General features: G+C 40.2%; 28 protein-coding genes and 1 other annotated feature. Of the genes, 7 read left to right on the top strand and 21 right to left on the bottom strand.

Going from position 1 to position 26,773, the window contains the following annotated elements; genetic code table 11:
- Positions 1 to 98: 98 nt before the first annotated feature.
- Positions 99 to 1,268, bottom strand: a complete 1,170-nt coding sequence (locus LCD32_RS11620) for an acyl-CoA dehydrogenase family protein (RefSeq protein ID WP_035702658.1) — start codon at positions 1,266 to 1,268, stop codon at positions 99 to 101.
- Between the two features lie 144 nt (positions 1,269 to 1,412).
- Between LCD32_RS11620 and LCD32_RS11625 the strand changes: the two genes are divergently transcribed.
- Genes LCD32_RS11625 through LCD32_RS11640 form a run of 4 tightly spaced genes read left to right on the top strand, consistent with a single transcriptional unit; the run spans position 1,413 to position 4,455 of the window.
- Complete coding sequence (locus tag LCD32_RS11625) at positions 1,413 to 2,177, top strand: amino acid ABC transporter ATP-binding protein (protein WP_024718348.1); 765 nt, start codon at positions 1,413 to 1,415, stop codon at positions 2,175 to 2,177.
- On the top strand, positions 2,174 to 3,034 hold the full coding sequence (locus LCD32_RS11630) for an amino acid ABC transporter substrate-binding protein (RefSeq protein WP_065460748.1): 861 nt from the start codon (positions 2,174 to 2,176) through the stop codon (positions 3,032 to 3,034). Before LCD32_RS11625 ends, LCD32_RS11630 begins: the two co-directional genes overlap by 4 nt.
- On the top strand, positions 3,031 to 3,729 hold the full coding sequence (locus LCD32_RS11635; RefSeq protein WP_035702654.1) for an amino acid ABC transporter permease: 699 nt from the start codon (positions 3,031 to 3,033) through the stop codon (positions 3,727 to 3,729). The genes LCD32_RS11630 and LCD32_RS11635 overlap by 4 nt, the downstream gene beginning before the upstream one ends.
- Positions 3,730 to 3,741: 12 nt before the next feature.
- The gene (locus tag LCD32_RS11640; RefSeq protein ID WP_008342619.1) at positions 3,742 to 4,455 is read left to right on the top strand and encodes an amino acid ABC transporter permease; all 714 of its coding nucleotides are present in this window, start codon (positions 3,742 to 3,744) and stop codon (positions 4,453 to 4,455) included.
- Between the two features lie 35 nt (positions 4,456 to 4,490).
- Here LCD32_RS11640 and LCD32_RS11645 read toward each other — a convergent pair whose 3' ends face one another.
- The 6 genes from LCD32_RS11645 to LCD32_RS11670 form a co-directional block, all read right to left on the bottom strand.
- A complete protein-coding gene (locus tag LCD32_RS11645) occupies positions 4,491 to 5,321 on the bottom strand; it encodes a manganese catalase family protein (protein ID WP_007501404.1) in 831 nt (276 codons plus the stop codon).
- A 128-nt stretch (positions 5,322 to 5,449) separates the two neighbouring features.
- Positions 5,450 to 6,490: a 2,3-butanediol dehydrogenase gene (locus LCD32_RS11650; RefSeq protein WP_008342621.1), complete on the bottom strand. Its 1,041-nt coding sequence runs from the start codon at positions 6,488 to 6,490 to the stop codon at positions 5,450 to 5,452.
- Between the two features lie 70 nt (positions 6,491 to 6,560).
- On the bottom strand, positions 6,561 to 7,781 hold the full coding sequence (locus LCD32_RS11655; protein ID WP_224563819.1) for an MFS transporter: 1,221 nt from the start codon (positions 7,779 to 7,781) through the stop codon (positions 6,561 to 6,563).
- A gap of 55 nt (positions 7,782 to 7,836) precedes the next feature.
- Positions 7,837 to 8,077, bottom strand: a binding site (T-box leader).
- Between the two features lie 79 nt (positions 8,078 to 8,156).
- Complete coding sequence (locus LCD32_RS11660) at positions 8,157 to 8,906, bottom strand: glucose 1-dehydrogenase (protein WP_007501410.1); 750 nt, start codon at positions 8,904 to 8,906, stop codon at positions 8,157 to 8,159.
- A gap of 194 nt (positions 8,907 to 9,100) precedes the next feature.
- A complete protein-coding gene (locus LCD32_RS11665; protein WP_224563822.1) occupies positions 9,101 to 10,300 on the bottom strand; it encodes an iron-containing alcohol dehydrogenase in 1,200 nt (399 codons plus the stop codon).
- Positions 10,297 to 11,739, bottom strand: a complete 1,443-nt coding sequence (locus tag LCD32_RS11670; RefSeq protein WP_050827486.1) for an alanine/glycine:cation symporter family protein — start codon at positions 11,737 to 11,739, stop codon at positions 10,297 to 10,299. The genes LCD32_RS11665 and LCD32_RS11670 overlap by 4 nt, the downstream gene beginning before the upstream one ends.
- Positions 11,740 to 11,869: 130 nt before the next feature.
- On the opposite strand from LCD32_RS11670, the gene LCD32_RS11675 reads away from it, so the two are divergent.
- Positions 11,870 to 12,763, top strand: a complete 894-nt coding sequence (locus LCD32_RS11675) for a LysR family transcriptional regulator (RefSeq protein ID WP_017367678.1) — start codon at positions 11,870 to 11,872, stop codon at positions 12,761 to 12,763.
- A 160-nt stretch (positions 12,764 to 12,923) separates the two neighbouring features.
- On the opposite strand, the gene LCD32_RS11680 is transcribed toward LCD32_RS11675, so the two are convergent.
- From LCD32_RS11680 to LCD32_RS11700, 5 genes are all read right to left on the bottom strand, one after another.
- Complete coding sequence (locus LCD32_RS11680; RefSeq protein ID WP_148780078.1) at positions 12,924 to 14,045, bottom strand: ABC transporter permease; 1,122 nt, start codon at positions 14,043 to 14,045, stop codon at positions 12,924 to 12,926.
- Positions 14,038 to 15,204, bottom strand: coding sequence for an ABC transporter permease (locus LCD32_RS11685; RefSeq protein ID WP_224563825.1), 1,167 nt, complete (start codon positions 15,202 to 15,204; stop codon positions 14,038 to 14,040). The genes LCD32_RS11680 and LCD32_RS11685 overlap by 8 nt, the downstream gene beginning before the upstream one ends.
- Positions 15,205 to 15,223: 19 nt before the next feature.
- On the bottom strand, positions 15,224 to 16,168 hold the full coding sequence (locus tag LCD32_RS11690; RefSeq protein ID WP_148780080.1) for an ABC transporter ATP-binding protein: 945 nt from the start codon (positions 16,166 to 16,168) through the stop codon (positions 15,224 to 15,226).
- Positions 16,169 to 16,376: 208 nt separating this feature from the next.
- Positions 16,377 to 17,591, bottom strand: coding sequence for a formaldehyde dehydrogenase, glutathione-independent (gene fdhA, locus LCD32_RS11695; RefSeq protein ID WP_017358089.1), 1,215 nt, complete (start codon positions 17,589 to 17,591; stop codon positions 16,377 to 16,379).
- Positions 17,592 to 18,019: 428 nt separating this feature from the next.
- Positions 18,020 to 18,622 (bottom strand): class I SAM-dependent methyltransferase, encoded by a 603-nt coding sequence (locus tag LCD32_RS11700; protein WP_017358090.1) that lies wholly within the window; start codon positions 18,620 to 18,622, stop codon positions 18,020 to 18,022.
- Positions 18,623 to 18,889: 267 nt separating this feature from the next.
- Here LCD32_RS11700 and LCD32_RS19360 point away from each other — a divergent pair, with 267 nt between their 5' ends.
- Positions 18,890 to 19,015, top strand: coding sequence for a YjcZ family sporulation protein (locus LCD32_RS19360; protein WP_008342643.1), 126 nt, complete (start codon positions 18,890 to 18,892; stop codon positions 19,013 to 19,015).
- A 43-nt stretch (positions 19,016 to 19,058) separates the two neighbouring features.
- Here the strand turns inward: LCD32_RS19360 and LCD32_RS11710 are convergent, their stop codons facing one another.
- The 7 genes from LCD32_RS11710 to LCD32_RS11740 all read right to left on the bottom strand — a co-directional run bounded on the left by LCD32_RS11710 (position 19,059) and on the right by LCD32_RS11740 (position 23,735).
- Positions 19,059 to 19,220 carry a hypothetical protein gene (locus tag LCD32_RS11710; RefSeq protein WP_154666048.1) on the bottom strand — a complete coding sequence of 54 codons (162 nt, stop codon included), beginning with the start codon at positions 19,218 to 19,220 and terminating at the stop codon, positions 19,059 to 19,061.
- Positions 19,221 to 19,379: 159 nt separating this feature from the next.
- A complete protein-coding gene (locus LCD32_RS11715) occupies positions 19,380 to 19,514 on the bottom strand; it encodes a YrzI family small protein (RefSeq protein ID WP_008342648.1) in 135 nt (44 codons plus the stop codon).
- 445 nt (positions 19,515 to 19,959) lie between these two features.
- Positions 19,960 to 20,190 carry a YrhC family protein gene (locus LCD32_RS11720; RefSeq protein ID WP_061420905.1) on the bottom strand — a complete coding sequence of 77 codons (231 nt, stop codon included), beginning with the start codon at positions 20,188 to 20,190 and terminating at the stop codon, positions 19,960 to 19,962.
- Positions 20,191 to 20,262: 72 nt separating this feature from the next.
- The gene (locus LCD32_RS11725) at positions 20,263 to 21,411 is read right to left on the bottom strand and encodes a bifunctional cystathionine gamma-lyase/homocysteine desulfhydrase (protein ID WP_224563830.1); all 1,149 of its coding nucleotides are present in this window, start codon (positions 21,409 to 21,411) and stop codon (positions 20,263 to 20,265) included.
- Between the two features lies 1 nt (position 21,412).
- On the bottom strand, positions 21,413 to 22,336 hold the full coding sequence (locus tag LCD32_RS11730) for a PLP-dependent cysteine synthase family protein (protein WP_007501427.1): 924 nt from the start codon (positions 22,334 to 22,336) through the stop codon (positions 21,413 to 21,415).
- Between the two features lie 46 nt (positions 22,337 to 22,382).
- A complete protein-coding gene (gene mtnN, locus LCD32_RS11735) occupies positions 22,383 to 23,078 on the bottom strand; it encodes a 5'-methylthioadenosine/S-adenosylhomocysteine nucleosidase (protein WP_019743016.1) in 696 nt (231 codons plus the stop codon).
- A 15-nt stretch (positions 23,079 to 23,093) separates the two neighbouring features.
- Entirely contained in the window at positions 23,094 to 23,735 is a 642-nt protein-coding gene (locus LCD32_RS11740) for a class I SAM-dependent DNA methyltransferase (RefSeq protein ID WP_017367686.1), read from the bottom strand.
- A gap of 187 nt (positions 23,736 to 23,922) precedes the next feature.
- Here LCD32_RS11740 and LCD32_RS11745 point away from each other — a divergent pair, with 187 nt between their 5' ends.
- A complete protein-coding gene (locus LCD32_RS11745; protein ID WP_024718362.1) occupies positions 23,923 to 24,129 on the top strand; it encodes a YrzA family protein in 207 nt (68 codons plus the stop codon).
- 140 nt (positions 24,130 to 24,269) lie between these two features.
- Here the strand turns inward: LCD32_RS11745 and LCD32_RS11750 are convergent, their stop codons facing one another.
- Together LCD32_RS11750 and LCD32_RS11755 are read right to left on the bottom strand one after the other, a co-directional pair.
- Positions 24,270 to 24,935: a YrrS family protein gene (locus LCD32_RS11750; protein ID WP_017358095.1), complete on the bottom strand. Its 666-nt coding sequence runs from the start codon at positions 24,933 to 24,935 to the stop codon at positions 24,270 to 24,272.
- A 67-nt stretch (positions 24,936 to 25,002) separates the two neighbouring features.
- Positions 25,003 to 26,745, bottom strand: a complete 1,743-nt coding sequence (locus LCD32_RS11755; protein WP_224563833.1) for a peptidoglycan D,D-transpeptidase FtsI family protein — start codon at positions 26,743 to 26,745, stop codon at positions 25,003 to 25,005.
- Between the last annotated feature and the right edge of the window lie 28 nt (positions 26,746 to 26,773).

Consider the following 26,773-nt stretch of genomic DNA (forward strand, 5'->3'; position numbering starts at 1 on the left):
TCATGATTGCAATCGATTGTAGCATGATGACTGATCAGAAATAAGAGCCGCTCGTCCTCTTTTTCAATAAAAAAAGCCGGTTTTATCCGGCTTTCTGATTATTGTACGTTCAATTTTTTCTCTTCTATCGCTTGCTTTGCAATTTTCGAAATCGTCATATCGTCCATTGGTGGGTTATGAAGGCCAGCACGAATGTCTCGATAGTAACGTTGAAGCGGGCAGCTAAGGCTTAAGCTTTTTGCACCGACTAAACGCATGGCTTTATCGACCACTTGCAGACTATCATTAACGACTGTATGCTTCACAGCACCGAATTCATTGATTAACAGCTCTCTTTTCTCTGGCTGCTCATACAATGTTGTCGTTGAATAGATGACATGGCGTGCTTGCTTTAGTAGTAAATCAATTTCGCCAATCAGTGTTTGGACATTTGGCAGTTCGCTAATCGTTCCGCTAATACTGTTCGGTGAATGGGTGATGGCATACTGAACAGCATAGTCTCTTGCCGCTTGTGCAATCCCTAAATAGCAGGAAGGAATATGTGCGATCCAAGGGTTTAACGTACCGCCCCGAGGTCCTTTTTGCACTTCAACCAACATGTCATCTGGAACTTCCACTTGATCTAGAATTAAATCATGGCTCTCTGTTCCTCTCATGCCAACAACATCCCACGTTTCTTCTATAGAAACACCTTTTGTATCACGGTGAATTAAGAAGAAGCCCATCGCTTCTTTTTCTTCGATCCATACACCGACGAGAAAATATGTGAGTGCTGGTGACATCGTTGTAAATGTTTTCCGGCCATTGATCACCCATTGATCTCCTGATTTCGTTGCAGTTGTTCCAGGTTTGCCCCCTCTTGTTGGACTCCCTGTTTGCGCCTCACTGACGGCCCGGTTCACAAGAGCCCCATTCTTGATTTCTTTAGCAAAAAATTGCAGCTGCTTCTCATTCCATAGTTTCTTTTCATAAATTTCACCAACAACTCCTTGGTGCCAGCCGATCGATAAGGCAGTTGCTCCATCCATACTTCCTAGTGTTTCTTGAAAAAGAACCATATCCTTTACAGATTGACCCCCGCCCCCGTACTCAACAGGCAGAGACAACGTTGTATAGCCCAGTTTTACTAATGATTCGATATTTTGTTTAGGAAAATAGGCACCCTCATCATGTTCTTTTGCAGATTGTTCGATCGTTTCACGAAGGGATTCTAGTTGATCTAGCCAATTTTTTTGAAAATCTGTATCGACAAATAATGCTTTAGACAAAACGTATCCAACTCCTCTGTTTCTCTCAATCTATCATATCCGATTTATCCAATAGGTATTATTAAAACACACTTTACTTATAGGATTTAATGTGTTAAATTTTATCAATATTAAGTACATATGTCAAAGGAACGTGATGCTTTTATGATTTCTGCTACTAATCTACATAAATCCTATGGGTCAACTCATGTGTTAAAAGGAATTGATTTCACCGTACAAGAAGGTGAAGTGGTCGCCATTATTGGACCGAGCGGATCAGGAAAAACAACCCTTCTCCGCAGTTTAAACAGCCTTGATATCCCAGACAAAGGAACGCTGACAGTTGGAGAAGCCACGATTCAATTTGAACAATATCGAAAAAAAGATCTTCTAAAACTCAGACAGCAATCGTCTATGGTGTTTCAGCATTATCACTTGTTTCAAAATAAACGAGCACTCGAAAACATCACAGAAGGATTGATTGTGTCTCAAAACATGTCTAAAAAAGAGGCGGAAAAAATCGGAGAGCAATTGTTAACGCGAATTGGGCTGCTTCATAAAAAAGATGCGTTTCCAAGTGAATTATCCGGGGGTCAACAGCAGCGGATTGGGATTGCTCGTGCGCTTGCCATGAATCCTGCGGTGCTTTTGTTTGATGAACCAACGTCCGCACTGGACCCAGAGATGGTCGGAGAAATCCTTGAAATGATGAAAGATATTGCGAGCCAAGGAATGACGATGGTCATTGTGACGCATGAAATCTCGTTTGCAAAAGATGTAGCGGATACAGTGATCTTTATGGCAGATGGGGAAATCGTTGAAAAAGGCTCACCAGAAGACGTCCTGATGAAGCCTCAGCATGAACGAACGAAACAATTTTTATCAAGAATTCATCGCGGGATGTGGCAAGGATTGGAGGAAGACAGATGAAGCGCAAGACTTTATTCACCGCCGCTAGTATCCTTCTGTTTCTCCTCTCTCTCATTGGCTGCAGCAGTGTGAAAACGACAACAGATGACGGCAGACAAATTGTCAAAGTCGCACTAAGCGCAGAAGTCAATCCGCCTTTTTTAGCCACAAATGACCGCAACGAGCCGATTGGCTATAACATCGATTATTTAAATGAAGTCGAGAAACGTTTGCCACACATTCATTTTGATTATATCTTTGGCGAGGAAGAATCCAATTTAATTGGGATCGGCGCTGGGAAATTTGAAATGGCGGCTAATTGGTTTTTTAGTAATCCTGAACGTGAAAAACGCTTTCTTTATCCTAAGGTTCCATACGGCTATTCGATGACAGGTTTAATTGTGAATGAATCAGAGCAAGATATTGAATCTCTAGACGATATGACATCAAAAAAGCTCGCTCCCGTCAGTCCTAGCGGCGGCCTTCGTTCCATATTAAATCAATATAATGAAGAAAATGATCGGAAAATTCCGCTCACGACCATTGAAAGCCCTTCAAACGAACTCAATTTAAAACGAGTCGAAAGTGGACGGTCCGATGCGGCTTTTATGAATATTTCGACCTTTGATACGATTCAAAAACATCTTCACCTGAAAGTCAAAGTGGGCGGCATTGTCTCAAAGGAACCTATTTATCTTGTCTTACAGCCTAGTCAAAAGAAACTAGCATCACAATTGGACCGAGTGACACAAGAGATGATAGAAGACGGAACATTACCTGACCTTGCGAAGAAATGGTTTGGCGTTGATTTCTTTCAAGATATTGACTATATATCAGAGCAAGGCTATCAATATGAAGAAAGGAAGGAATCGCCATGACGTTTACAGCTGGAGATTGGCTAAGAATCTTTTTACAAGTGGTGGATCGTCTGCCACTCACATTTCTGATGATTGTGGTGTCATTGTTTTTTGCCATCATCATCGGATTGCTGTTTGCTTACATTCGAATCAAACAAATTCCAGTGCTGAAACAATTGGCGGTCATTTATTTGTCATTTACACGAAGTACGCCGCTCATTGTTCAGTTATTTCTGATTTATTTTGGCCTGCCTCAGCTTTTACTCATGGCCGGAATTCAAATCAATCATTGGGATCGTGTGTTATTTGTGATGATCACATTCTCGTTACATACGGGCGCTTATTTATCTGAAGTCTTTCGCAGTGCATATTCCTCTGTTGGGAAAGATCAGCTTGAAGCAGCTTACATTGTTGGGATGACAGATACACAGGCATTAATGAGGATCATTATTCCGCAAGCCTTTCTCATTGCACTTCCGAACCTCGGAAATTACACCATTGATCTCGTGAAAGATACCGCCATTGCATTTACAATCGGACTCATTGATATGATGGGACAGGTCAAAATCATCCTAGGCAATAACTACGGGATAGGGATGTTTGAAGTGTACGTCATCATTGCAATTGTGTATTGGCTGATTTGCATCAGTATTGAACTGATCACGATGCTACTGGAAAGAAAATTTGTGAAAGGCCGCACCAGCCTGTCACGCTAAGGAGGCGATTTGATGCAAACCATTGATATATCATTTGCGATTGACCAAATACCACATATTCTAAAAGGCGTTCCCTTTACCTTATTGATTGCACTTGTTTCTATGGCTGTGAGCCTTTTGATTGGATCTGTTTTTGCTTTCATTCGCCTCTTTCGTATCCCTGTGCTCCGCCAGCTGGTCACGCTCTATGTCTCATTTTTTAGAGGAACACCTCTCATTGTTCAGTTGTTTGCTTTCTTTTATGGCATTCCATTTGTTCTGACCAAAATGAATAGCACTTTTGGGTTGACCTTTCACCCGGATATGGTCTCCCCGCTTACCGTTGCCCTTATCACCTTCAGCCTGCATTCAGCCGCACATTTAACAGAAGTGGTCCGTAGCGCACTCCTTGCGGTAGACAGAGGGCAGCTTGAAGCGGCGAAAATCGTTGGCATGACCACCAGACAGGCGATGATTCGCATTATTTTACCGCAAGCGTTTGTGGTTGCCCTGCCAAACCTAGGGAATCAGCTCATTCAGCTGTTAAAAGCCACATCCCTTTCGTTTACAATTGGTGTACTGGAAATCATGGGGATCTCTCGCATCATTGCAAATGACGGCTACAAATTTTTAGAAACGTATCTTGTCTCTGCTTTGATCTATTGGATGCTTAGTATTTTCTTTGAACTCGCTTTTGCTTTGTTAGAGAAACGAGTCAGCGTGTACGGAAAATCTCTTGGACGTTAAAAAAGCCGATCAGGTACAAACCCTGATCGACTTTTTTATTCCCCTTTTTTCGGTGTGTTATATAGTTCTTTCGGTGCTGGTTTGAGTTTAGGCGCAGAGCCGAACACGACAGGGGCAGAAATATATCTGAATTCTCCCTTTCCATCCATACTTCGGCCATGTGCCCATCTGCCTTCTTTGCTTTCTTCTCCTCTTGAGAAGTTAAACAAATCATAGGATACTTGCTGTTTTTCCAGTGAGCGCGGGAAGGTGGTTGGAACAACGACATCCCCTTCTCGTTCTTCCAATTCCTTAATTGCAGCCAGCCACATATTTTGATGATATGTATCACGAGCAATGAGAAAGGAGAGCATATCCTTCACTCCGCGGTCATCGGTCATTTCATAAAGCCGTGTAACCTGAAGTCTGCCTTGTGACTCCGCGTTCAAATTTGCCCGGAAGTCAGCCATTAAATTTCCACTTGCAATGATATATTTTGCATTCCACGGATACCCTTGACTATCTGCTGCCATTGCCCCTAATCCTGCAACAATTGCATGTTGAGGATTCATTCCGCCCATGACGGCTGCAAGTGCTGGATCACTTTGATACGCTTCTTCTTGTTCTTTAACTGGGGCATTATCAAGTAATCGAGCAATCATCGTTGCCAGCATTTCGACATGACCGATTTCCTCCGTTCCAATGTCATGGAGCAAATCTTTATATTTTTGATCCGCTCGGCAGTTAAACCCTTGAAATAAATATTGCATCATCACGCTGATTTCTCCATATTGACCGCCTAACACCTCTTGTAATTTTTTCGCATAAAGAGGGTCCGGCTTAGAGGGCTTTGCTTCATATTGCAGTTCTTTAATGTGATAAAACATGATGTCATCTCCTTTATTTACAAAAACCTTTGCAGTTATCACTATTCAGCCGATGCCCTCTTTATGAAAAATCGCATGCTCTTATAAAAAAAAGAGAACGGCATCTGCCATTCTCTTTATCGTCCTACTTATTCAGCACTGACTAAAATTTTCACTTGATCTTTTTCATTGATTAATGCATGGAAACCATCTTCGATCACATCGTCCAACTTGATTTTCTTCGTGACGAGTGTGTCTGCAGAGAAATAGCCTTTTCTCATTAAGTTTAATACAGATGGGAAAACATCTCTGTAGCCGATGATTCCTTTGACTGTACGTTCTTTAATGACAATGTCATTCGGCATAATTTCTGCGCCTTTTTCCCAAATACTTACAATGACTGTCTCACCTGAAATTCTAGTTGATTGGATTGCTTGCTTCAATACAACAGGTACACCTGTCACTTCAAAAGAAACATCGACTCCACCATTTGTACGGCGTGCGATTTCTTGAACAACATCTTCATACTGAGAAGGATCTACAATGATCGCTCCAAGTTCTTTTGCTTTTTCTTGGCGCTCTTTTGATAATTCCACTGCATAAATGTCAGTAGCACCAGCTGCTTTTAATGCTTCAATGACAAGTAAACCGATTGGTCCACAGCCAAACACAGCTGCTGTATCCCCAGCTTGCACTTTACTAGAACGAACCGCATATAAAGCAACTGCAGAAGGTTCAACAAGTGCACCTTGCTCATATGAAATTTCGTCTGGTAACAAATGAAGTAATTCTTCATCGACAGATACATATTCAGAGAATCCTCCACCGCCACCAGCAAGTCCTAAGAAGCCCATGTTTTCATCTAAGTTGTAAGCACCTTGGTGCCCGTGAGTTGCAAAAATAGGTTCAACAACCACTCGATCGCCTACTTTGTAATTACTCACACCTTCTCCAACTTCTACAATTTCACCAGAGAACTCGTGTCCCAGTGTAATGGGTGCTTTTTCTTTTGTAAGTGGATGAGGTTCGTTCACAGGAATGAAGATCGGTCCGCCTAAATATTCATGTAAATCACTACCACAAATGCCGCACCATTTTACTTTCAGTTTCACTTTTCCTGGAGCAACTGTTGGTTCGTCAATTTCCTCTAGTCGAATGTCCTTTTGATCGTGCCAGCGTAGTGCTTTCATTTGTAAGACTCCTTTTCTCATCAATTTAATTAACTTACTTAAATAATGATAACATAATTTTTTTAATTTTCTAAGTAAGATGCACTATTTTTTTGACAGTCAATGGACGAAAAATGACAAAACATAGCAACAGACAAATAAGAAGCATACATAGGCAGCCAATTATGACAGAAGTACGTATCGATAAAACATGCGCCAATACGCCGCATATTCCTGTCATGATCATCGTCAGAACTGCTTCACATAACGCATAAAAACTTGCCACTCTCCCCATGACCTCTACCGGGATATTCGTTTGATAAAAAGTCATAAAACCGGTGTTTGCAAATGCTAAAAAGAAAGCGAGAACAAAAAAGCCAGCTGCTGCGACAGTCAATGTGCTTGAAAAAGCATAGATCAAGTATCCAAAAGCCACAAACAAACTCCCCGCAGCAAGCATCACTGAAACAGGCAGCCTTTCGACAATGACCGTATTGAGACATGCCCCTGCGATAATCCCTGCTCCAGCTACACTGACAAGAAACCCATATTCGGTATTGGTCAACATCAGCACTTCCTTTGCAAAAGCTGCTTCAAGTGAGTCAATCGCAGTCGGCAGCACCGTGATGGCAGCACTAAATAATAAATACACGGCCATCACTTGACGGGATGTGAGACTGAAATGAAAGACAAGTTTTGCATCTTCCTTTAATACCGAGAGAGAAAAGCCCTTTTGTGCCCCGTCTGCTTTTGACAAAATCGGTAAACACATCGTCAAAACAGCAGATATCAAAAGGCAGATTGCATTTACATAAATTGAAAGGACTGGTGTACCAATGAGAAAAAGCAGCCCTGCTACGGCGGGTCCGAGTAAAAATCCACCAGACTGAAGCAAAGATCGAATGGCATTAAACCGTTTTCGTTTATCCGCCGGGATTAGTGCTGTCATATACACCATCGAAGCTGGATGAAACATGGCTTGTGCCATATGAATGAGAAATAGCATCACATATACGATCAATAAGTGGCCTGAAAATAAGGCAAAGGGTAAACAAGCAATCAGAACGGCCCGGCATAGATCTAGACTGATCATGACATTCCGCTGATTCAGTCTATCTACTAAACTACCAGACCAGCTATTTGTTAAAAGAGCCGAGACAGGTCTTAACATATAGACGGCTGTTACAGCAAGAACGGAGCCCGTTTCCTGAAAAATCAGCAGGTGGAGAGCAATCATATAAATCCATTCTCCTATGTTCGCAATACCAATCGCTCCAAGTAACATGCTCATATCCCGCCAATGTTTTTTCATCGTAGTGCCCTCCTTTTTGTCATCAAAAAAAATCCCGCCCCCAAGACATTTCTGTCTTGAGGACGGGATTGACTCCGCGTTGCCACCTCAGTTCATTCACCTGTTACCAGATGAACCTCAGCAGGTTATCGCTAACCCTTCTCTATAACGGAAGAATGCCGCTGCACCACCATCACAATGAATCCGGTACAGAGCTAAGAGGCTTGGTTCTGTAACGCTTCCCAGCTCCTTCTCAGCTTTACGGAGTTCTCTGTGTGAGGCAGCCATTACATACTCTTCTCTATTTATGCTTTATCTTTTTTTCATCACGATCTTCAGCTGAATTGTTACATATTGTACTGCGCCTCCGTCAAGGCGTCAATGTTTTTTTTCATGTTAATCCGCATAAATCATTTTTCTAGTCATGCCGCCATCAACAACCAAATCTGTTCCTGTCACAAATTGATTGTCTTCATCTGTTAAATAAAAACAAGCTTTGACAATATCCTTTGGCGTTCCTACTCGATTGGAAAGGTGCTGCTGATGATCAATTTCTCGCAAATTTTTCTCATCCTTCGTTTCAATCCACCCAGGGGAAATGCTGTTTACTGTTATGTGATCCTGACTAAAAGAAGCAGCCAGCGCATGAGTAAGTGCTGATATCCCGCCTTTTGATGCAGCATACGCTTCTGTATGAGGCTCTGACATGGTCGCACGGGTAGATGAAATATTCACAATGGAACCGCCGTTTGGATTCTCTTTGATATAACGTGCCGCTTCCCTTGCACATAAAAAAGCACCTCGTAGGTTTGTATGCAGCACATGATCAAACTCATCAACCGTTAGCTCATAAGGCGATTTTGTACACATAACCCCTGCATTATTGATGAGAATATCGATCGTTTGATAACGAGCCACAGCAGCCGACATGATGTCTTGAATATCCTTCTCTTGTTTCACATCCGTTTTTTTAAAAAAAGCCTCAAAGGACTCCTTTTTCAGCTGATCTTCCAAGCGCTTGCCCTTCTCTTCGTCAATATCCGCAAGCACAACACGCGCCCCTTCTTTCGCATAGCCATACGCGATCGACTCACCAATTCCATTGGCTGCGCCAGTGATGACAACTGTTTTATTGTGAAAATTCATCGTTTATCCTATCCTTTCTCTCATGAGATGTTGTCGTCTATCATACCACTCATGTATACACGATACCTAGTCAAATGGGACATAGAAAAACCACCACCTAAATCATACATTAGGAGGGTGGTATATTTGTAATTCTCCATATTGACGACATAGTCGTTTGCTTCTTGTGTAAAGTCTGGGAAAGTTTGTGTTTATCATTCAGTCATTCTATTCGGCTCTTTTTCTGTATGACTATATGAAAAAGCAGCCTTTAGTATATCTAAGTAGTCCGCTTTCGTAACGGCACGAACATTGCTTTTTGTAGAGTTATTTTGTTCTGCTAGTTGAGCCATTTTTTCAAAATCCTCTACTTTTACATAAGATAATTCTTTTAGTGATGGAATACCTAAATTCTTTGTGAATGTATACATACCATCCATTAATTTTTGAATCGCCACATCTTCTGCATCCGTTTTATCTGCAAAGCCCATAATGTTTGCAAGCTCTATGTGCAATGATTTGTTTTCAGCTGCATTAAATTGTATGACATAAGGTAAAAATACAGCATTTGCGATACCATGAGGCGTATCATAAAGACTGCCGAGCGCTTCGGCTAAACAATGCACGGCTGCTACATCAGCGGAACCGAAGCATAAGCCAGCGAGTAAACTGCCTTCCTGCATTTTGTATCTTGCTTCTAAATCAGATCCGTCTTCATACGCCTTCGGTAAATAGGTCACAATGGTTTTCATTGCGCTTGCCCCCATCGCCTTAGAAATAGGGTTTGTTTCTTTACATGTATAGCCTTCAATCGCATGGACCAGTGCATCAACACCTGTTGCCGCTGTTATACTTTTTGGCACCGTAGAAGTAAGAGCAGGATCCAAAATCGCAATAGTTGGTCGAAGCAAGGCATGTTTTAAGGTGATTTTTTTATGTGAAGAAGCTAACGTAATCACAGATGAACGGGTCACCTCAGAGCCAGTTCCAGCCGTGGTTGGAATACAAATTAAGGGTGATACATTTGTGTACGCTTTCTTGCCTGCTATATACTCTTCAGGATTACCGCCATTTGGACCTAATAAAGCAATGGCTTTTGCCGTATCCATTGGGCTTCCTCCACCAATCGCAATAACCGCTGATGCTTGTACTTTTCTAAAGAGCTCTGCACCCGTTAGACATTCATGATCTCTTGGGTTTGGTGATACTTGATCAAAGACGACAACGGAATAACCAGCTTCTTGTAAATATGCTTCAATAGGCGTCACCAATCCTGCGCTTTTTACACCAGGGTCAGTCACAATCATAATTGTAGCACTAGGCAATACAATGTCCTCTACAATAGAGGCAATATCTTTAGATTTTCCAGTCCCCATGATCATTTTCGTATGACAATCATATTCAAAATTTATCATTGATTTTCTACCCCTTCATTTGTTGATTTAATCGCTTGTTTTTCTGCTCCCCACCATTCTATTCCTTTTAAACCTGGAATGGTAGAAGCGTAAAAAACAGGGTTCTTTCCTACCTTTCTTTGTCCCATGTAATCATTTAGAGCCGCAAAAGCAAATTTGCCTAAAATCGCAATGGCAACCAAGTTAACAATAGCCATAATTGCCATCGACAAGTCCGCTAACGTCCAAACGATTTGTAAGTTGGCGAGAGCACCAAACATGATCATCATTAAAACAGTGATTCGATACACGAATAGCGCGGATACAGTGTTATGAATAAAACCGATATTGGCTTCACCGTAATAGTAGCCACCTACAATAGAGCTAAATGCAAAAGTAAAGATCGCAAATGCTAAGAAAATACTAGCCCAAGAACCGAAATGCTGCGCCATTGCAGCTTGAGTAATTTCAATACCTGACAAATCACCTGCTGTTTCTACTGTTGATAGCATAATAATAAATGCTGTACAACTACAAACAACTAATGTATCAAAAAATACGCCTAATAATTGAACAAACCCTTGTTTTACTGGGTGTGAAACATGGGCAGCAGCAGCGGCATTTGGCGCACTTCCCATTCCTGCTTCATTGGAAAACAAACCGCGTTTGACACCGTTCATTATTGCAGCGCCGATTCCGCCTCCAACCATTTGCTCTAATCCAAACGCACTTTTCATAATACTTGTTAATGCTGCGGGTACATCAGCGATATTTGTCACAATCACATAAAGTGCTAAGATAATATAAAACGAGGACATGATTGGCACAATGATTTGGGTAAAGCGGGCAATTCTCTTTACACCACCAAAAATGATGAGCGCCGTAAGAATGGTTACGAATACCCCCATACCAATTGGACTGATACCAAATGAATATCGAAAGGCATTTGTGATGGTGTTCGTTTGTACTGCATTAAAAATTAAGCCAAAACTAAGAATAACAGAAAAGGCAAAGATCCTACTCGGCCATTTCAGTCCAAATTGCTTTTGAATATAATAGCCTGGTCCCCCTTTAAAACCATCACTTGTTCTCACTTTATATATTTGAGCGAGTGTGCTTTCGACAAATGCAGAAGCTCCCCCTAAAACTGCTGCAAACCACATCCAAAAAATAGCTCCAGGACCACCAACTGTAATGGCAATAGCAACACCTGCCATATTTCCAGTTCCAATCCTCGTCGCTGCTCCGATAAAGAAAGCTTGCATTGAAGAAATGTCTTGACTCCCTTTTATTTTTGGGGCTTTTTCAAAAATAGAACGGAAGATCTCTTTTAGTAAGACAATTTGCATAAACTTCATTCTCACCGTAAAGTAGATTCCAATCCCTATTAACATAACGACTAAAATATATGTCCATAAAAAGTCATTTATTGAATTGACAATCGTTTCAAACAAAGCCATCCCCCCTGTAAAATCTGAACATTCTAAATAATGAAAGCGCCTACTTTTATCATAGTAAAAATGTTATGATCTATCTATAGAAGTTTTCTGATTGCATCAATCGGCTCATCCGATTTAGGAGGGATTGACGTTGGAAATAAAGCAACTGATGATGTTCCAAACAGCATCAAAAGTATTAAACTTTACAAAAACAGCACAAATACTTGGCTATGCTCAATCTAGTATCACGGCAAATATCGCTGCATTAGAAGAAGAGCTAGGAACCCCTCTATTTGAAAGGCTTGGAAAAAGGGTCATTTTAACAGAAGCTGGCATGAAGTTTCAAGATTATACGGATAAGATTTTAGGTTTAACAGGAGAAGCATTAGAGGCTGTTGGTGGGATGAGTGAGCCAAGCGGCATTTTGAGAATATGTGCATCTGAAACACAATGTACCTATCGACTTCCTCATATTTTAACGGACTTTCAAACAACGTATCCTAAAGTAGAACTGATTTTTCGTCCCGGAATAGCTGAAAAGGATGTTTTAAATCTATTACTGGAAGGACAAATTGATGTCGCCCTATTATCGATGAATCCTGTCGTATCCTCACATTTAATTGTAAAAGAATTAAAAGATGAACCGATGGCGATTGTATGCTGTCCAACAAATCCATTGAGCAAAAAACAAAAAGTATATCCTATCGATTTAGACGAGCAAAGATTGTTGTTAACCGAAGACTGCGATTATCGTTATGCCTTCGAACACTCTTTGACACAGGCAGGAGCAAAACCGAGAAGTAAACTAGAACTAGCAGATGTAGAAGCCATAAAAAAATGTGTAATGGCTGGTTTAGGAATTGCTGTACTTCCCGAAATTTCTATAAAAAGAGAAATAACAGAAGGCCATATGATTAAAATCAATTGGATGGGACCCTGTCTCACAACGAAAATCCAACTATTCTGGCATAAAAATAAATGGATGTCTCCTGCTTTGAAGGCGTTTGTTGATTTAACAGAGGATTATATCCTTCTCAATGGGTAATGTGAAATATTTACTTGGGCAGCCTTCAATTTCTTTCACCATTGTACCTCAGAAAATATTAACGAGTTATCCAATCATTTTAAGTAAATCACATGTATACAAAAAGCCCTCTACATAGCTATAGAGGGCTTTTTAGAAGATACAATGTAAATACAAAGGATTAATAGGATCTGATACTCTTCAAACCAATGATCATAAAGACCACCGTAAAAGCAATTAAAACCGTCGCATCTAATAATAAGATAGAAAGATTAACATTGCCGCTCATGATCTCACCAAAACCAGACATCATCCACGTTTGCGGTATAGCCAAAGAGATCTTCTTCATAATGTCTGGAACGATATCTAAAGGCCAATAAATACCACCTAGCATGCATGATCCTACAATGACAATTGCACTAAATACTTCAGCTTGTTTTTTTGTTTGAGATAAAGTAGCTATCATAAATCCTAAACTTACGACAAGGCCTATAACAAACGATCCGAACAATAAAATAAGAAACAGGTTGCCTAAGTAGACATTAAAGAAAATAGATAAGATGGTCAAAAGAACACCCAATTGTATCCATCCAAGAAGGAAATATGCCATTAAATAGCCTAGAAGTACATATATTTTATGGATTGGACTCGAAAGCAATCTTTGCCATGTATAATTTTTATACTCCAAATGTATAGATGACAAAGAGCTTGAAATCGCAAACATCATAAACATAATGGTAAAGCCAAGCGGTATCAAATTGGGTTGTTGGCTTGCTTGACCATTTTGATTTTTTTCGGCCAATGAAATCGTGCCAGATTCATTTAACTTGTTCAATGCATTGGTGAGAGAAACACTTTTCTGCTCTTTCACACCCTGATTGATTTGATAAATGATGGCAGCTGTCTCTTTTAAATAGGGAGATAAGACTGCATATTCTTCAGTTTTTTTATAAACTGTCACATCAAAAATCTCTTTATTTTCTTTTAGATGGGACTTTAATTGGTTTACGACTTTCACAGACGCAACTACCTTTTCTTCAGATACTAAATCTTTTGCGTCGCTTTCAGTTGCCTTTACCCAGAGAAATTTGGTGTTTTTTTCGAGAATTTGAAAAATTTCTTGATCTAGTTTACCTTGACTGGGCTCTAGAATAAAAGCAACTGTCGGTTTCTTTGTATCAGATGCGGTACTACCAAAGATAAAACTAAATACAATTGGCATCACAAATAAAAAAATGAGGGTCAATGGGGACTTTAATGTTTCTTTTAACTTTAACGTGATAATGGCTAATATTTTATGCATAACGATGCTTCCTTTCAAAAGACATTCTTAATAAAGCAATGATGAAGAAAGCCATTCCCATCCCACAGCTAAGTAATAATCCGCTTTGAATTTCACTAAAATCAGCACCTGCCATACTTTTCAAAAACATTTGAAGTGCAAGAGAATTAGGTAAAAAATAGCTGGTATCAATCACCCATTGTGGGAATAAGTATAAGGGCACCATACTCCCACCTAAAGCAGCTAACACTTGAGTTCCTAAAATCCCCACACTGTTAAACGTTTTTTCTCTATTGATAAAAGAACCAATCAGCACCCCAAAACCCGCAGCATTTAATATAAAACTACATCCGATCATAACAACAGTAAAAGGCTCTCCCCAGTTCACCTTAAAGACAAAGCTAGTAAATAAAATAATGACCGCAAGTTGAATCATACTCATTAAAATAATGCCCAATAACTTTCCAATGATATAACTAGTATTGCTTAATTTTGATACTAGTAGTCTTTTATAAACTTCTTCTTCTTTTTCCTCTATCATACTGCCAACCAAGAAAACAACAGTCATTAATAAAAAAAGCACACCCATCCCGCCTGCGTAGTATTGGAAGGATGTAATCGGCTGGCTGTTGATATGAATATTCCTTTCGTTCACTAGTTCTTTTTTCAGTTGATCAGACACGATCTCCACTTCTTTACCTTGATTCAACGGCACCAGAATACGATTCATATGATAATTTTGAAAGAATTGCACAACCACATTCTCTAGAACCATTTCCTGTAAGTTTGAATTAGGTCCTTTCAAAATATTCAATTGCACATGATCGTGATTTAATAGGCTTTTTTCAAAATTCGGCTTGATGATTATACCCATTGTAATGTCTCTACTATTTAAATCTTTCTCTAATTGATTTTTCGAGGTGACCTTCACCTCAAATATGTCACTGAGTTCACTCTTAGACAAAGTTGAAAGAAACATTTTACTTGTAGCGGACTTATCCTGATCTGTTATTCCTACTCGAAATGAATTGATCCTAATTTCGCTATCTTTCTTCATGTTATCTCCAAATGCTGCACCTAATATAGCAATTAATATGATAGGCATAAAAAAAAGTGTAAAAAAGCTTTTCTTATCCCTAAAAAACAATAATAGATCTTTCAGTACAACCCAAATGCTCATATGCTCACCTCTATTCGGTCTAATCTCGTAATTTCTTACCTGTTAAATACAAGAATACATTTTCTAAATTTGGTTCTACCACTTCTGCTGAAATTAATTGAACATTTAATGTGGTTACACCTTGAATAAGTTGACTTAGTAAATGCTGAGGGTCGTCATCAAATAATGTGATTTGATTTTCCTGTACCACAAAGTCATTCAGTGGGTGGTATTCATTTATGTATTGGCACACTCGCTCCATATCCTTTTGTCCTTGTTCACATTTAATCGTAAAAATGATTTCTCTTTTTTCTCCAACAAGCTCAGCCAATTCACTTAAATCACCTACCTTAATGAAAGAACCTTGATCCATAATAGCTATTTTTTCACATAGATATTCGACTTCCTCCATGTAATGACTCGTATAAATAATCGTCATTCCTTCACTATTTAACGTTTTAACTGTTTCTAATATATGATTTCTGGATTGCGGGTCTATACCCACTGTAGGCTCATCCATTATTAATAGTTTTGGCCGATGCAAAATCGCACATCCGATATTCACTCTTCTTTTCATCCCTCCTGAGAATACTTTCACTTTATCATTCGCTCTATTGTCCAGACCAATTAATTCAAGGATTTCTTGTACTCTGCTTTTTAATTCTTCTCCTTTAAGTCCGTACATTTTCCCCCAAAACGTTAAATTTTCTTTTGCTGACAAATCTAAATATAAAGCGATCTCTTGCGGAACAATGCCAATCAATTGCTGTGCATGCTTTGTTTCTTTATGTAGATCAATGCCTCCAATCGTAACAGTCCCGCTCGTTGCAGGTAGAAGTCCTGTCATGATGCCGATTAAGGTTGATTTCCCTGCACCATTAGGACCCAAAAGCCCAAATGATTCACCAGGTTTCAAGTGGAAGCTAACCCCTTTTAATACTTGTTTACCCTCATAATTTTTGATGATGTTCTGTACTTTTAGCAATTGTAATCTCTCCTATATTCTTCCTATCTATCATAATCCTATCCAATCATTTCCAACTGTTTTATGGTATGTCTTTCAACTAAAGATTATTTTTTCCAATTTACTCATTTTACCACGTTATGAAATGTAGAAGAACAGTATAGGTCTTTTTATATTTATAAACAAAAAAACTTACAGGAAAAATCCTGTAAGTTTTTTCGATGGATCATTATTTAGAAATCATGCCATGCGGGTCAATCACAAATTTCTTCGCCACACCCGAATCAAAATCGCTATATCCTTTAGGGGCTTGATCAAGGGAAATCACGGTGGCATTAACGGCTTTGGCGATTTGTGCTCTTCCGCTTAAAATAGATTTCATCAAGCTGCGATGATATTGCATGACAGGGGTTTGGCCTGTCACAAAGGTATGGGCTTTGGCCCAGCCAAGTCCAATTCGCACTTTCAGAGATCCAACTTTTGCATCTTCATCCACAGCACCTGGATCTTCTGTGACGTAAAGTCCTGGAATTCCAAGTTTACCGCCAACTTTGGTAATATCCATAATTGTATTTAAAACGGTGGCTGGTGCTTCTCCTTGATCTCCATGACCTGAAGCTTCAAAGCCGACACAATCGACCGCACAGTCGACTTCTGGCTCTCCAAGGATATTTGTCATTTGTTCACCGATTCGATCATGTTTTCGTAAGTTAATCGTTTCGCAGCCAAAGCTTCTCGCCTGCTCGAGCCTTTGTTCATTGAGATCGCCGACGATGACAGCAGAAGCGCCAAGGAGCTGAGCGGAATGCGCTGCTGCTAGACCTACTGGCCCTGCACCAGCAATATAGACGGTAGAGCCCGGCTTTACGCCAGCCGTATAAGCACCATGAAAACCTGTCGGGAATATATCAGAAAGCATCGTCAAATCAAGTATTTTTTCCATCGCCTGATCTTTGTCCGGAAATTTGAGTAGCTGGAAATCAGCATATGGCACCATGACGTACTCCGATTGGCCGCCAACCCATCCGCCCATATCTACATATCCATAAGCTGAGCCAGGTCGATCGGGGTTCACATTTAAACACACATGGGTTTTTTGTTCTTTACACATGACGCAGCGACCACAGGCAATATTAAATGGAACTGATACGAGATCACCCTTTTGGATAAACTCTACATCTCGTCCAACTTCAACGACTTCACCAGTAATTTCATGACCAAGGACAAGTCCTTCAGGCGCAGTTGTACGCCCTCTTACCATGTGCTGGTCGCTCCCGCAAATGTTTGTTGTCACCACTTTTAAAATGACGCCATGCTCACACTTACGTCCAACATTGGCTTTAGGTACACCAGGGCCATCTCTTAAAACCAAATCAGGGTATCCAATATCCTCAACTGCTACATTTCCTGCTCCTTTGTAAACGACACCTTTGTTTCCCGACATGTTTTCATTCCTCCCTTTTTGTTTAAAAATGAAGTCTCTCCAAAATTCTCTCTTTCTCGGGCTTTTTCCTTCTTTTAACCGCACATTGACTCAAAAAGTAAGTGACAAATGTCTATCTAGGAGAGAAAAATGTACTTTCCAGTCAAATAAAAAAGAAAATATTGAAAAAAAAGCTAAACATTTGCAGAACATTGTCGATATAAGGAATAAGCCAGACAGGTATCCTTAATCGACAAACAAATTCCTTATATATACTATCATTCCTTACACACCTGGCTGGCCCCTACATATGAAATGAATGCAAAAGACTCTTCTTGTGAAGAGTCTTTTTTATTGACGAATGGTCCATTTCATCGCATGCAAAAAGGCTCCTCTGACGAAGAGCCTTTTTTAATTGCTTGTTCATTACCTGGGAAATATTTTCATCATCATTTTAAGGCTTTGATACAGATGTATGTATCATAATGGTAAACAGAGACGTCTCTAAAGTGATACGCTGAAAAAAGACAGCTGATGTCTTCTTCACTGTACGTTGAAAGAGACTGTGAGCGTTTTTGTTCCTTCATTAGTTCCTGCTTTTGAAAAGATAAGAATACTTCTCCATCCACTTGAAGAACACGATATACCTCTTTCATAACTTGTTCGATATCTGGCAAGTAATAGATGGTCTGCACTGTGAACAATTTATTGAATGATCTGTCTTCAAAAGGTAATTGCTCAGCTCTTCCAAGTGTGATAACGGCTTTTTCCTGCTCGACAAGCCTCTTATGTTTTCTTTTCGCGTATTTTACCATATGACGCGAAGCATCGATTCCATATACTTTTCCTCGATCAAGTTTTTCCGCTACTTTAGATAATGTCATACCTCTTCCAGTACCAATTTCTAAAATCCGGTCGTTTTCTTGTATATTTAAGAGTTGAATCGTCCATTGATTGATATTATGATGATTTTTTTCCATATAGCGGGCAACCCATTTTGAGAACAAGCCCTTTGGTTCCCTCATTTGTTTTCCAATCCAGCTTTGAATCAATGTCAACACCTGCTTTACACCAGTAAATAAAACTATTTACGAATTTTCTTACTTTTCATATCGGCTCTCGCCTAACAAAAGTTAAGACCTAGTCCTAATTTCTTTGTCTTTTATTAGACGGCAACTTTTCTGAAAATGTTTCGCACGTCATGAAAAATATTTAAACAAATAGGCATTTTCATTAATTGTGCTCAGATTGATTTCGTTTTCCGCATGAGCTGCATATTTTATGAATGTATCTTGATTAGATAAAGGTGGTGCTAGATTATGGGCTTTGGCGGTTATTCTGGAGGCTACTGCGGTGGCTACGGTGGCGGTTTTGCAGGCGGATTCGCATTGCTTGTTGTACTGTTCATTTTGTTAATCATCATCGGTGCAAGCTGGATTTGCTAATGTAAAAGGAGCAGGAAACGATGACGTTTCCTGCTCCTTTTCTTTAATACCAATAGGTTGGATAATTGTACATATAGCGTCTGAGCATTTCTTCTTGCTCTCTTTGCATTCTGTATGGATTGCCGTACCCGTGCTTTAAAGAATGCGGAATAGACGCATACCCATGCCCCACTGACGGAAACCTCATATATGGTGACATCGACATTCATTGATCACCTCACAATCTCCTTTTACGGTTATCATATGTGCAGGTGATCAATGTGGAGCGTGTCTAAACCTGGTCCTTCTCCCTTGTATAACAATCAAGCATTGCAAGCATCATAAACATGTCAATCTCCTCCTTTTCATCTTTTTATTGTCCTTTTTAGTTCATATACTTTAGTTGTTTCTGCTTCATTTCTTCATAAAATGTTTCGACTTGTTGTTCATAAAGAACCGTTTCAATGTCTTTGTATTTACGTTGGATCGTCAAAGTAATAAAAAATAAATGGATTGTCATATACGCTCACCTCCCTTCAGTTCGCAGCACGCGAAATAGCCCGCAGATCTTCTTTATCAGTTGACCTGCGGGCACACAAAAATGCAGATCAAAAGACAGTGTCTTCTAACCTGCGATGGATGATACGTGAAATCCTCGTTTACTTAAACAGTTTTGTAGCGTGAACCGTAAAAGGTAAAGGAAGGACACGAGCTCTTCCACAGGCTGATGACATGATGAAATTGGTTGTTGAATTGATCACAAGTAGATACGAATAACATATTCTTCAGCCTCCTTTACGTTTTTAATTACTTTGTAAGTATATCCAGCAAGCACCATTTTGTAAACCTGTTTTTAGTAAATTAGATGATTTTTGTGTGTTTGACTAAATTTCCACAGTGATTCTTGTCCGATTATCCAGTGCAATTTAAAAAAGTCTCCTCATCACATGAGGAGACTTTTCGACTTAATCTTCATCTAGTTCTTGCAATTTCTTTTGAAAAAAGATCGCACGTTTCACGCAAAGAAAAGCGGCTAATAGGAAAACACAATCAACTGCCATCATCAGCATTTTTGGTGATGCTTCTATGTGCTGATTTGGTAAAATCGTACCAATATATAAAAAGGTGCTAACAGCAAGCAAAATAAAAGCGTATTGCTTGTAATCTGTCACTAAACCATCCCACTTTTTCTTCACTTGTTTCACCTTCCCGTTATCAATGTCTATTGATAGCTTACCATAGTGAGAGAAAACGAGGGGCATGTAAATCTATCCATTCGTTACTGCGTCGAGCCCTTGTTCAATATCATGTAATAAGTCATCAATATCTTCAATACCGACAGAAATACGGATTAAACCATCTGTGATGCCAAGCTCTTCTCTGCGCTCTTTTGGAATGGATGCATGGGTCATGCGAGCAGGAACAGAGATTAAACTTTCAACCGCCCCTAGGCTTTCTGCGATTGTAAACAATTTCAATTGGCTTAAAAACACGTCGACATTTTCTTCTTTTCCAATATCAAAAGAAATCATACCGCCAAAGCCTGTTGCTTGAGTTTTTGCAAGCTCATGACCTGGGTGAGCGCTTAAACCTGGGTAATAGACACGTGTAATCGCAGGATGCTGTTCTAAAAACTCAGCGATTTTCTGCGCGTTTTGTTGATGTGCTTCCATTCTTAGTCCGAGCGTTTTCATCCCTCGCATTAGAAGCCACGCATCTTGCGGTCCAAGAATACCGCCTGTAGAGTTTTGAACAAAGTGCAGTTCTTCACCAAGCTCTTCAGTAGCTGTCACGACAAGTCCGCCCACCACATCACTATGGCCGCCTAAATATTTTGTGGCACTGTGCAAGACAATGTCAGCCCCATATGAAATCGGCTTTTGAAAATATGGGGTAAAAAACGTATTATCGACAATCATCAAGATGCCAACTTCTTTTGTGATCCGACTTATGGCTTGTAGATCGGTCATTTTCAGCAATGGATTGGTTGGTGATTCAATATAGACGGCTTTTGTTTCTGGTAAAATTGCTTTTTTCACCGCTTCAGGATCACTTGTGTCTACAAATGTGGCTTTAATGCCAATCCGGTTGAGCACCTTTGTCATCACACGATAGGTTCCGCCGTACACGTCGTCAGTCAGTACGATATGATCTCCGCTGTTAAACAGCATCATCACAGCTGTAATTGCAGCCATCCCTGAACCGAATGCATAGCTGTTTGCCCCGCCTTCAAGATCACGAATGACTGTTTCCAGTGCTGTTCTTGTTGGATTCGCAGTTCTGGAATATTCATATCCAGTGTGCTCGCCTGCTTTAGGCTGCTTATAGGTGCTGACTTGATAAATAGGAACAGACACGGCTCCTGTTTTTTCATCACCAGTGATTCCACTATGAATCATCATTGTTTTTGGCTTCATTTTATTTTCCTCCCTCATAAATACCTTTACTTAGATAACGCTCACTGCTATCAGGAAAAATGGTGACGATCACTGTCCCAGGTGATGCCTTTTTCGCTTCCTCTAAAGCGGCAAATAGAGCGGCACCAGACGAGCTTCCGATCAGAACACCTTCCTTTTCAGCTGCTTCTTTCACCATTCGGAAAGCATCATCGTCACTGACGGTATAAATCTCGTCAAATAAAGTCGATTCCATATAATCTGGAATAAATTCAAGGCCAATTCCTTCCGTTCTATGCGGCCCCGGCTTTCCGCCATTTAAAATAGATCCTTCTGGTTCCACGATCACTGTTTTTAGCGCTTCTTTTTGCTCTTTTAAATAGGCAGCACATCCTTGAAATGTTCCGCCAGAACCCGCTCCTGCTACAAACACGTCTATGTTCCCCTGGAGGTCAGACCATATTTCTGGCCCGAGCGTTTTATAGTAAGTCAATGGATTTACTTGGTTTTTAAATTGTAAGACACAATAAGCATTGTCAAGGCTTGCCTCTAGTTCAAGGGCTCGATCAATCGCACCCTTCATCCCATCTTTTCTTGGTGTATGAATAATTTCTGCACCAAGCGCCTTCATGAGCTGTTGTTTCTCTTGACTAAAATGTTCTGGTACACAGAAGATCGGATGCAATTGATGTTTTCTTGCACTTAGCGCAAGCCCGATACCTGTGTTTCCTGCAGTTGCTTCAATAATGGTTCCGCCTGGGCGCAGTTTGCCCGATGCTAGCGCTTCTTTAATCAGCATATCACCTAAGCGATCCTTAATACTTCCGCCTGGGTTCATCATTTCAAGTTTTGCATAAACATCAACACCTGCCGGCACACCCATCCCTGACAGTTTTAAAAGCGGTGTGTGGCCAATTAATTCCGTAATATCATGTATGACAGCCATATAAATCCCTTCCTTTGTATGGAAAAGAAGGGGGAAACCCCTTCTTTTATTGTGTTTGCTTTATCATACGCAGGACAAGGTCTGTTGAGTGAATCGCTGCTTGCTCTAGAAATTGATCAAAAGAGATATTGGATTCTTTCCCAGCAATATCTGACAACGCTCGAACGACCACAAATGGCGTTTCAAATAGATGGCAAACTTGCGCAACTGCTGCTGCCTCCATTTCCACTGCATACAGCTCTGGGAATTTCTCTCTCACAAACGCGACACGACCAGGATCATCCATAAATGAATCTCCTGTTGCAATCGTTCCTTTTGCCACTTGAATATGATCGATTTCTGAAGCAGATTCCTCTGCCAGCTTCACAAGCTGATCATCTGCGATGAAAGCAGCTGGTAAACCTGGCACTTGTCCATATTCGTAATTAAAGATCGTCACGTCCACATCATGATGTCTAACATCAGTAGAGATGACAATATCACCTACATTTAATGAGTGATGGAAACCGCCAGCTGATCCTGTATTGATCACATAATCTGGCTGAAAGCGGTCAAGCAGAAGTGTTGTGCTGACCGCTGCATTCACTTTTCCAATCCCTGATTTTAATAAAATCACTTCTTTATCTTCATAAACACCTGTTGTAAATTCACACCCAGCGATGTTTTCTTGTGTGGCATTCTTTAGTTGGTCTCTTAAAATCGTCACTTCTTCTTCCATTGCACCTATCACTGCGATTTTCAAATCAAAAACATCCTTTCATTCCCTTTTCTTCGCTTCTACGATCCACACAAAATCATTCATTTGATGAAAAGATGTGCTAAAACCTTCTTCTTCAAAGATTTGCTTTAACACACCTATGGATGGATAGTATTCCGTTTCTAAATCCTCTGCAAGCTGATCGAATCCAGCGGCTTTCGCTTTGTTCGTTGCAGCTTGATGTGCTGCTTGATTTTGGAACATTGTATCAGCAAAGACTATTTTACCACCTGAGGGAAGGATGTTGCCATAGGTGTGAATGGCTTGTTTTTTTTCTTCGTCGGTTAAATGATGGAAAGCATATGAACTGACGATCGTATCTGGCTCAAAAGGTGGAGCTGGAAACGATAAAAAATCCCCGTCATGAAATACATCTGGTATTCCTTTTTGAAGAGCCGCTTTCTTCATGGCCTCTGAAGGTTCAACGCCAAACACTTTCTTATCTGCTTGAAGCAGTGCCGCCGTTAGGTTTCCTGTGCCGCTTCCAAACTCAATGACATGTTGACCTGCACGGCGAGTAATCTCTTTTAGAATGGCCGGATACCGGCGAAACACTTCTTTATACTGCTCGTCATGACCACTTACAGTGTCATCATAAGATTCAGCCCAATGATCAAATAAAGAAAGAAACTCACGTCCCATTTTTCTTCCCCTCCACTTTATCTATTTATTCCTATCCGTATAGTATGTTTTATTCCGTCGAACAGTTCCTATCCTACCACATCTTCTGATTCTTTCCTACTAAAAAATACTGGGCGGGGTAGAAAAATATTTGCCCTTTTGAATGGGAGAGATTATGATGAATCTAGAGCATGGAGGGATGAATGAAATGGATTTTCAACTGGATTTTTTAAAGGACAAAATTGAATTTTTTGAAGCAACGTCTTTAAAAGAACTTGAACAAAAGATCCAAAAACAAATTGAACATAATCAGGCGATCTTGCTGACTGTTCATTCTGTAAGTCATCAAACAACTGTCATTGATGATAAGATTTTGTATACAGCAGTTGTTCATTTTAAAGCGAATGTCTCATAAAAAAGATCAGCGTGTAGGAAGTCAGGTCTGTGCGCCGGTGCTAGTCCTTCCTAGACTGCAAAGGTTTTCTATCACGCTGAAAAGAAGAAAAAGGCTAAAATGAGATTCATTTTAGCCTTTTTGCATACATCTTTTTTATTTTATTTTAATTTTTCAACCTTCACAGGTTTCCAGCCTTTTTCATCCACCCACGTAATTTCTACACGGTAGCGTTCACCTGTTGATTTATCACGGATGGTTCCTTTTGCATCTTGAGGTCCTCCGTTATTTCCTAACCAAATAACAGTCATTTGGTCTTCTGAGATTCCTGTCGCATAGGACATGGCTTTGATCATTTCTTTCCAGTCTTTTGAGTTAGCATCATAGGTTGCTGTATGTGATCCCGATTGCTCTGTTCCTACAGGCTCCCAGTTATCGTTTTCATATGTTTTGTCTACGTCACTTGTTTTACCGCCATCTGTTTCTGTGGCGTCTTTTAACGCATCTTTGTTTGGCTTTTCTTCATCATCTGTTTTCTTTGTATCGTCTTTTTTGTCAGATGAATCGTCTTTTTTCGCATCCGCATCATCGGATGTATCTTTCTTTTGATCTTTCACATCTTCTTCTGAGTTTTGTTTATTTTCACTCGATGCAGGTGCTGTTTTGGATGGTTCGTCTGCTACATTTGTATCTTTCGGTTTATTAAAAATTAACAAACTCGATGCGACAACCAAAATAAGCACCACAACGATACCAATTAATATGTTAAGCACCATATTCGCCTTTCTGCGCTTATCACGATGTTCAAATCGAGAATTTCTACTCAAAATCTCTGCACTCCTTTGCCTCTGTTCCCTAAGTCGTTACTATTCTAACATGACATGAAGGGATGTTCTATGTCTGTTTCTTTTCAATTTCATTGACCTTTTTTACAATATCATAAAACGCTTCATTTGTCTTAGCCCGGCCACTTGCCTCATCAAGGTGAACAACGACGAGAGCGTATTTTGGTTTTTCTGCCGGAAAGTATCCGGCAAACCACTTGTGATAAAGTGGATTCCCCTGTTTATCTTTGCTGCCGGTTTGGGCAGTGCCTGATTTCCCTGCTATATGGAACGGCAGGTCTTGAAATCTTCTTCCTGTTCCTTTGTCAGAGGTCACCACCTGCCTTAAGTACTTTTGCAAGGTTTGAGCTGTATAGCGGTCAATACTGTCACCATCAGGTCGTTTGTTTTGAAAGGATAGCATCGTTGTTCCGTTTTGATACATCACTTTATCTGCAATCCTCACTTCTTTTCGTTCTCCGCCCCTTGCAATCGTTGCCATCATATTGGCAATTTGTAAGGGGGTTGTTTTGACATTTTTTTGACCAATCGCCGTTTGCGCAATGGCTTTTTTGACATGCTTGTCTCTTTTATCTCCCCACACACTGCCTGTTTCTTCACGATCAAACTGTTTGAATTGTTGCTTATGGTATACATCCCCTTCCCAGCCTGCTCGATCCACAAGCCCAAGCTTTGAAGCTGTCTTTTCAATGATTTGATCATCTGTTTGGATGAGCTGCTCAGCGAGTGTCGCAAATGTATAATTACAGCTTTGCGAAAAGCTTTCAGACAGATTCAGTACTTCCTGCTTTCCTTCTGGCTCTCCATATAAATTCTTTCGACAATCATACATCGTTTGTGGCTGGTTCAAGTTTTTTTCAATCGCTGCGGCAAGTACGACCGTTTTAAATACAGAACCGGGAGCCATTGCAGTCAGCATGTAATTTCTTGCCTCATGCCGGTTTTTGCTGGTCACATTTGGAACACTCGCCATCGCCAGCACACTGCTATTTTGAATGTCGAGCAGAACCGCTCCGCCTTTTTCAACACCTTGCGCTTTGAGAACATTCTCCATTTTCCTCTGCATGTCTTCGTCCATAGTTGTCTGCACTTGCAGCGGATAAAACGAATGAGCTTCTGCTGTATATTTGACGTCCATCCCAAACAAAGGGTTTCCCCTTCCGTCCACATGATATAACAATTTTGTGTCTTGCTCTGGTAATAGAAATTCGTCAAATGTACTTTCCAAACCGAATGTACCGATCTCAGTGCGAATCGAAAGCTCTTTTTTGTCCGGATAACGTTTTCTCAAGAGTTCTGGATTCTCGCTTGTGAAACCTAATGTGTGGAGGGCAAGTCTTTTTTTGTCCTTCTCTTTCATATATACGCCGTAAACACCTGAATATTTCATATCATTGATGTCTTTCAGCTTTTTTTTCGTGATATCATCTTTTAAAATGAGTGGTTTCTTCGTTTCTGTCAGCTGGCTCTTCAATTCATCTTCTTCCATCTCAAGTATAGAAGCGGTTTGTTTTAAGTGAGGGAGGTCATATTGCAGGAAAGGAAATATGATGACCGCAGGCTCTTCTTTTGTGAGAAGTGCCTCGCCGTTTCGATCTAAAAATTCGCCGCGTCCGTCTGAAATGACTACTTCTTCTGTCCGCTGCCTGACACTTTCTTGGATCAAATTAATATCAAGCTTTGAAAAAGATTCTGTGAAAAACAACTGAATTTCCGCTAGTCTAAATAGGAGACCGAGCAATAAGATAAAAATAATGACACCTGTCCATTGGATTCTGCTTGTTTTCAGCATAAAAACACCTCGTCCCTATTGTGGACGA

The sequence above is a fragment of the Bacillus sp. RSS_NA_20 genome (assembly GCF_020165915.1).
GTDB lineage: Bacteria > Bacillota > Bacilli > Bacillales > Bacillaceae > Bacillus > Bacillus altitudinis.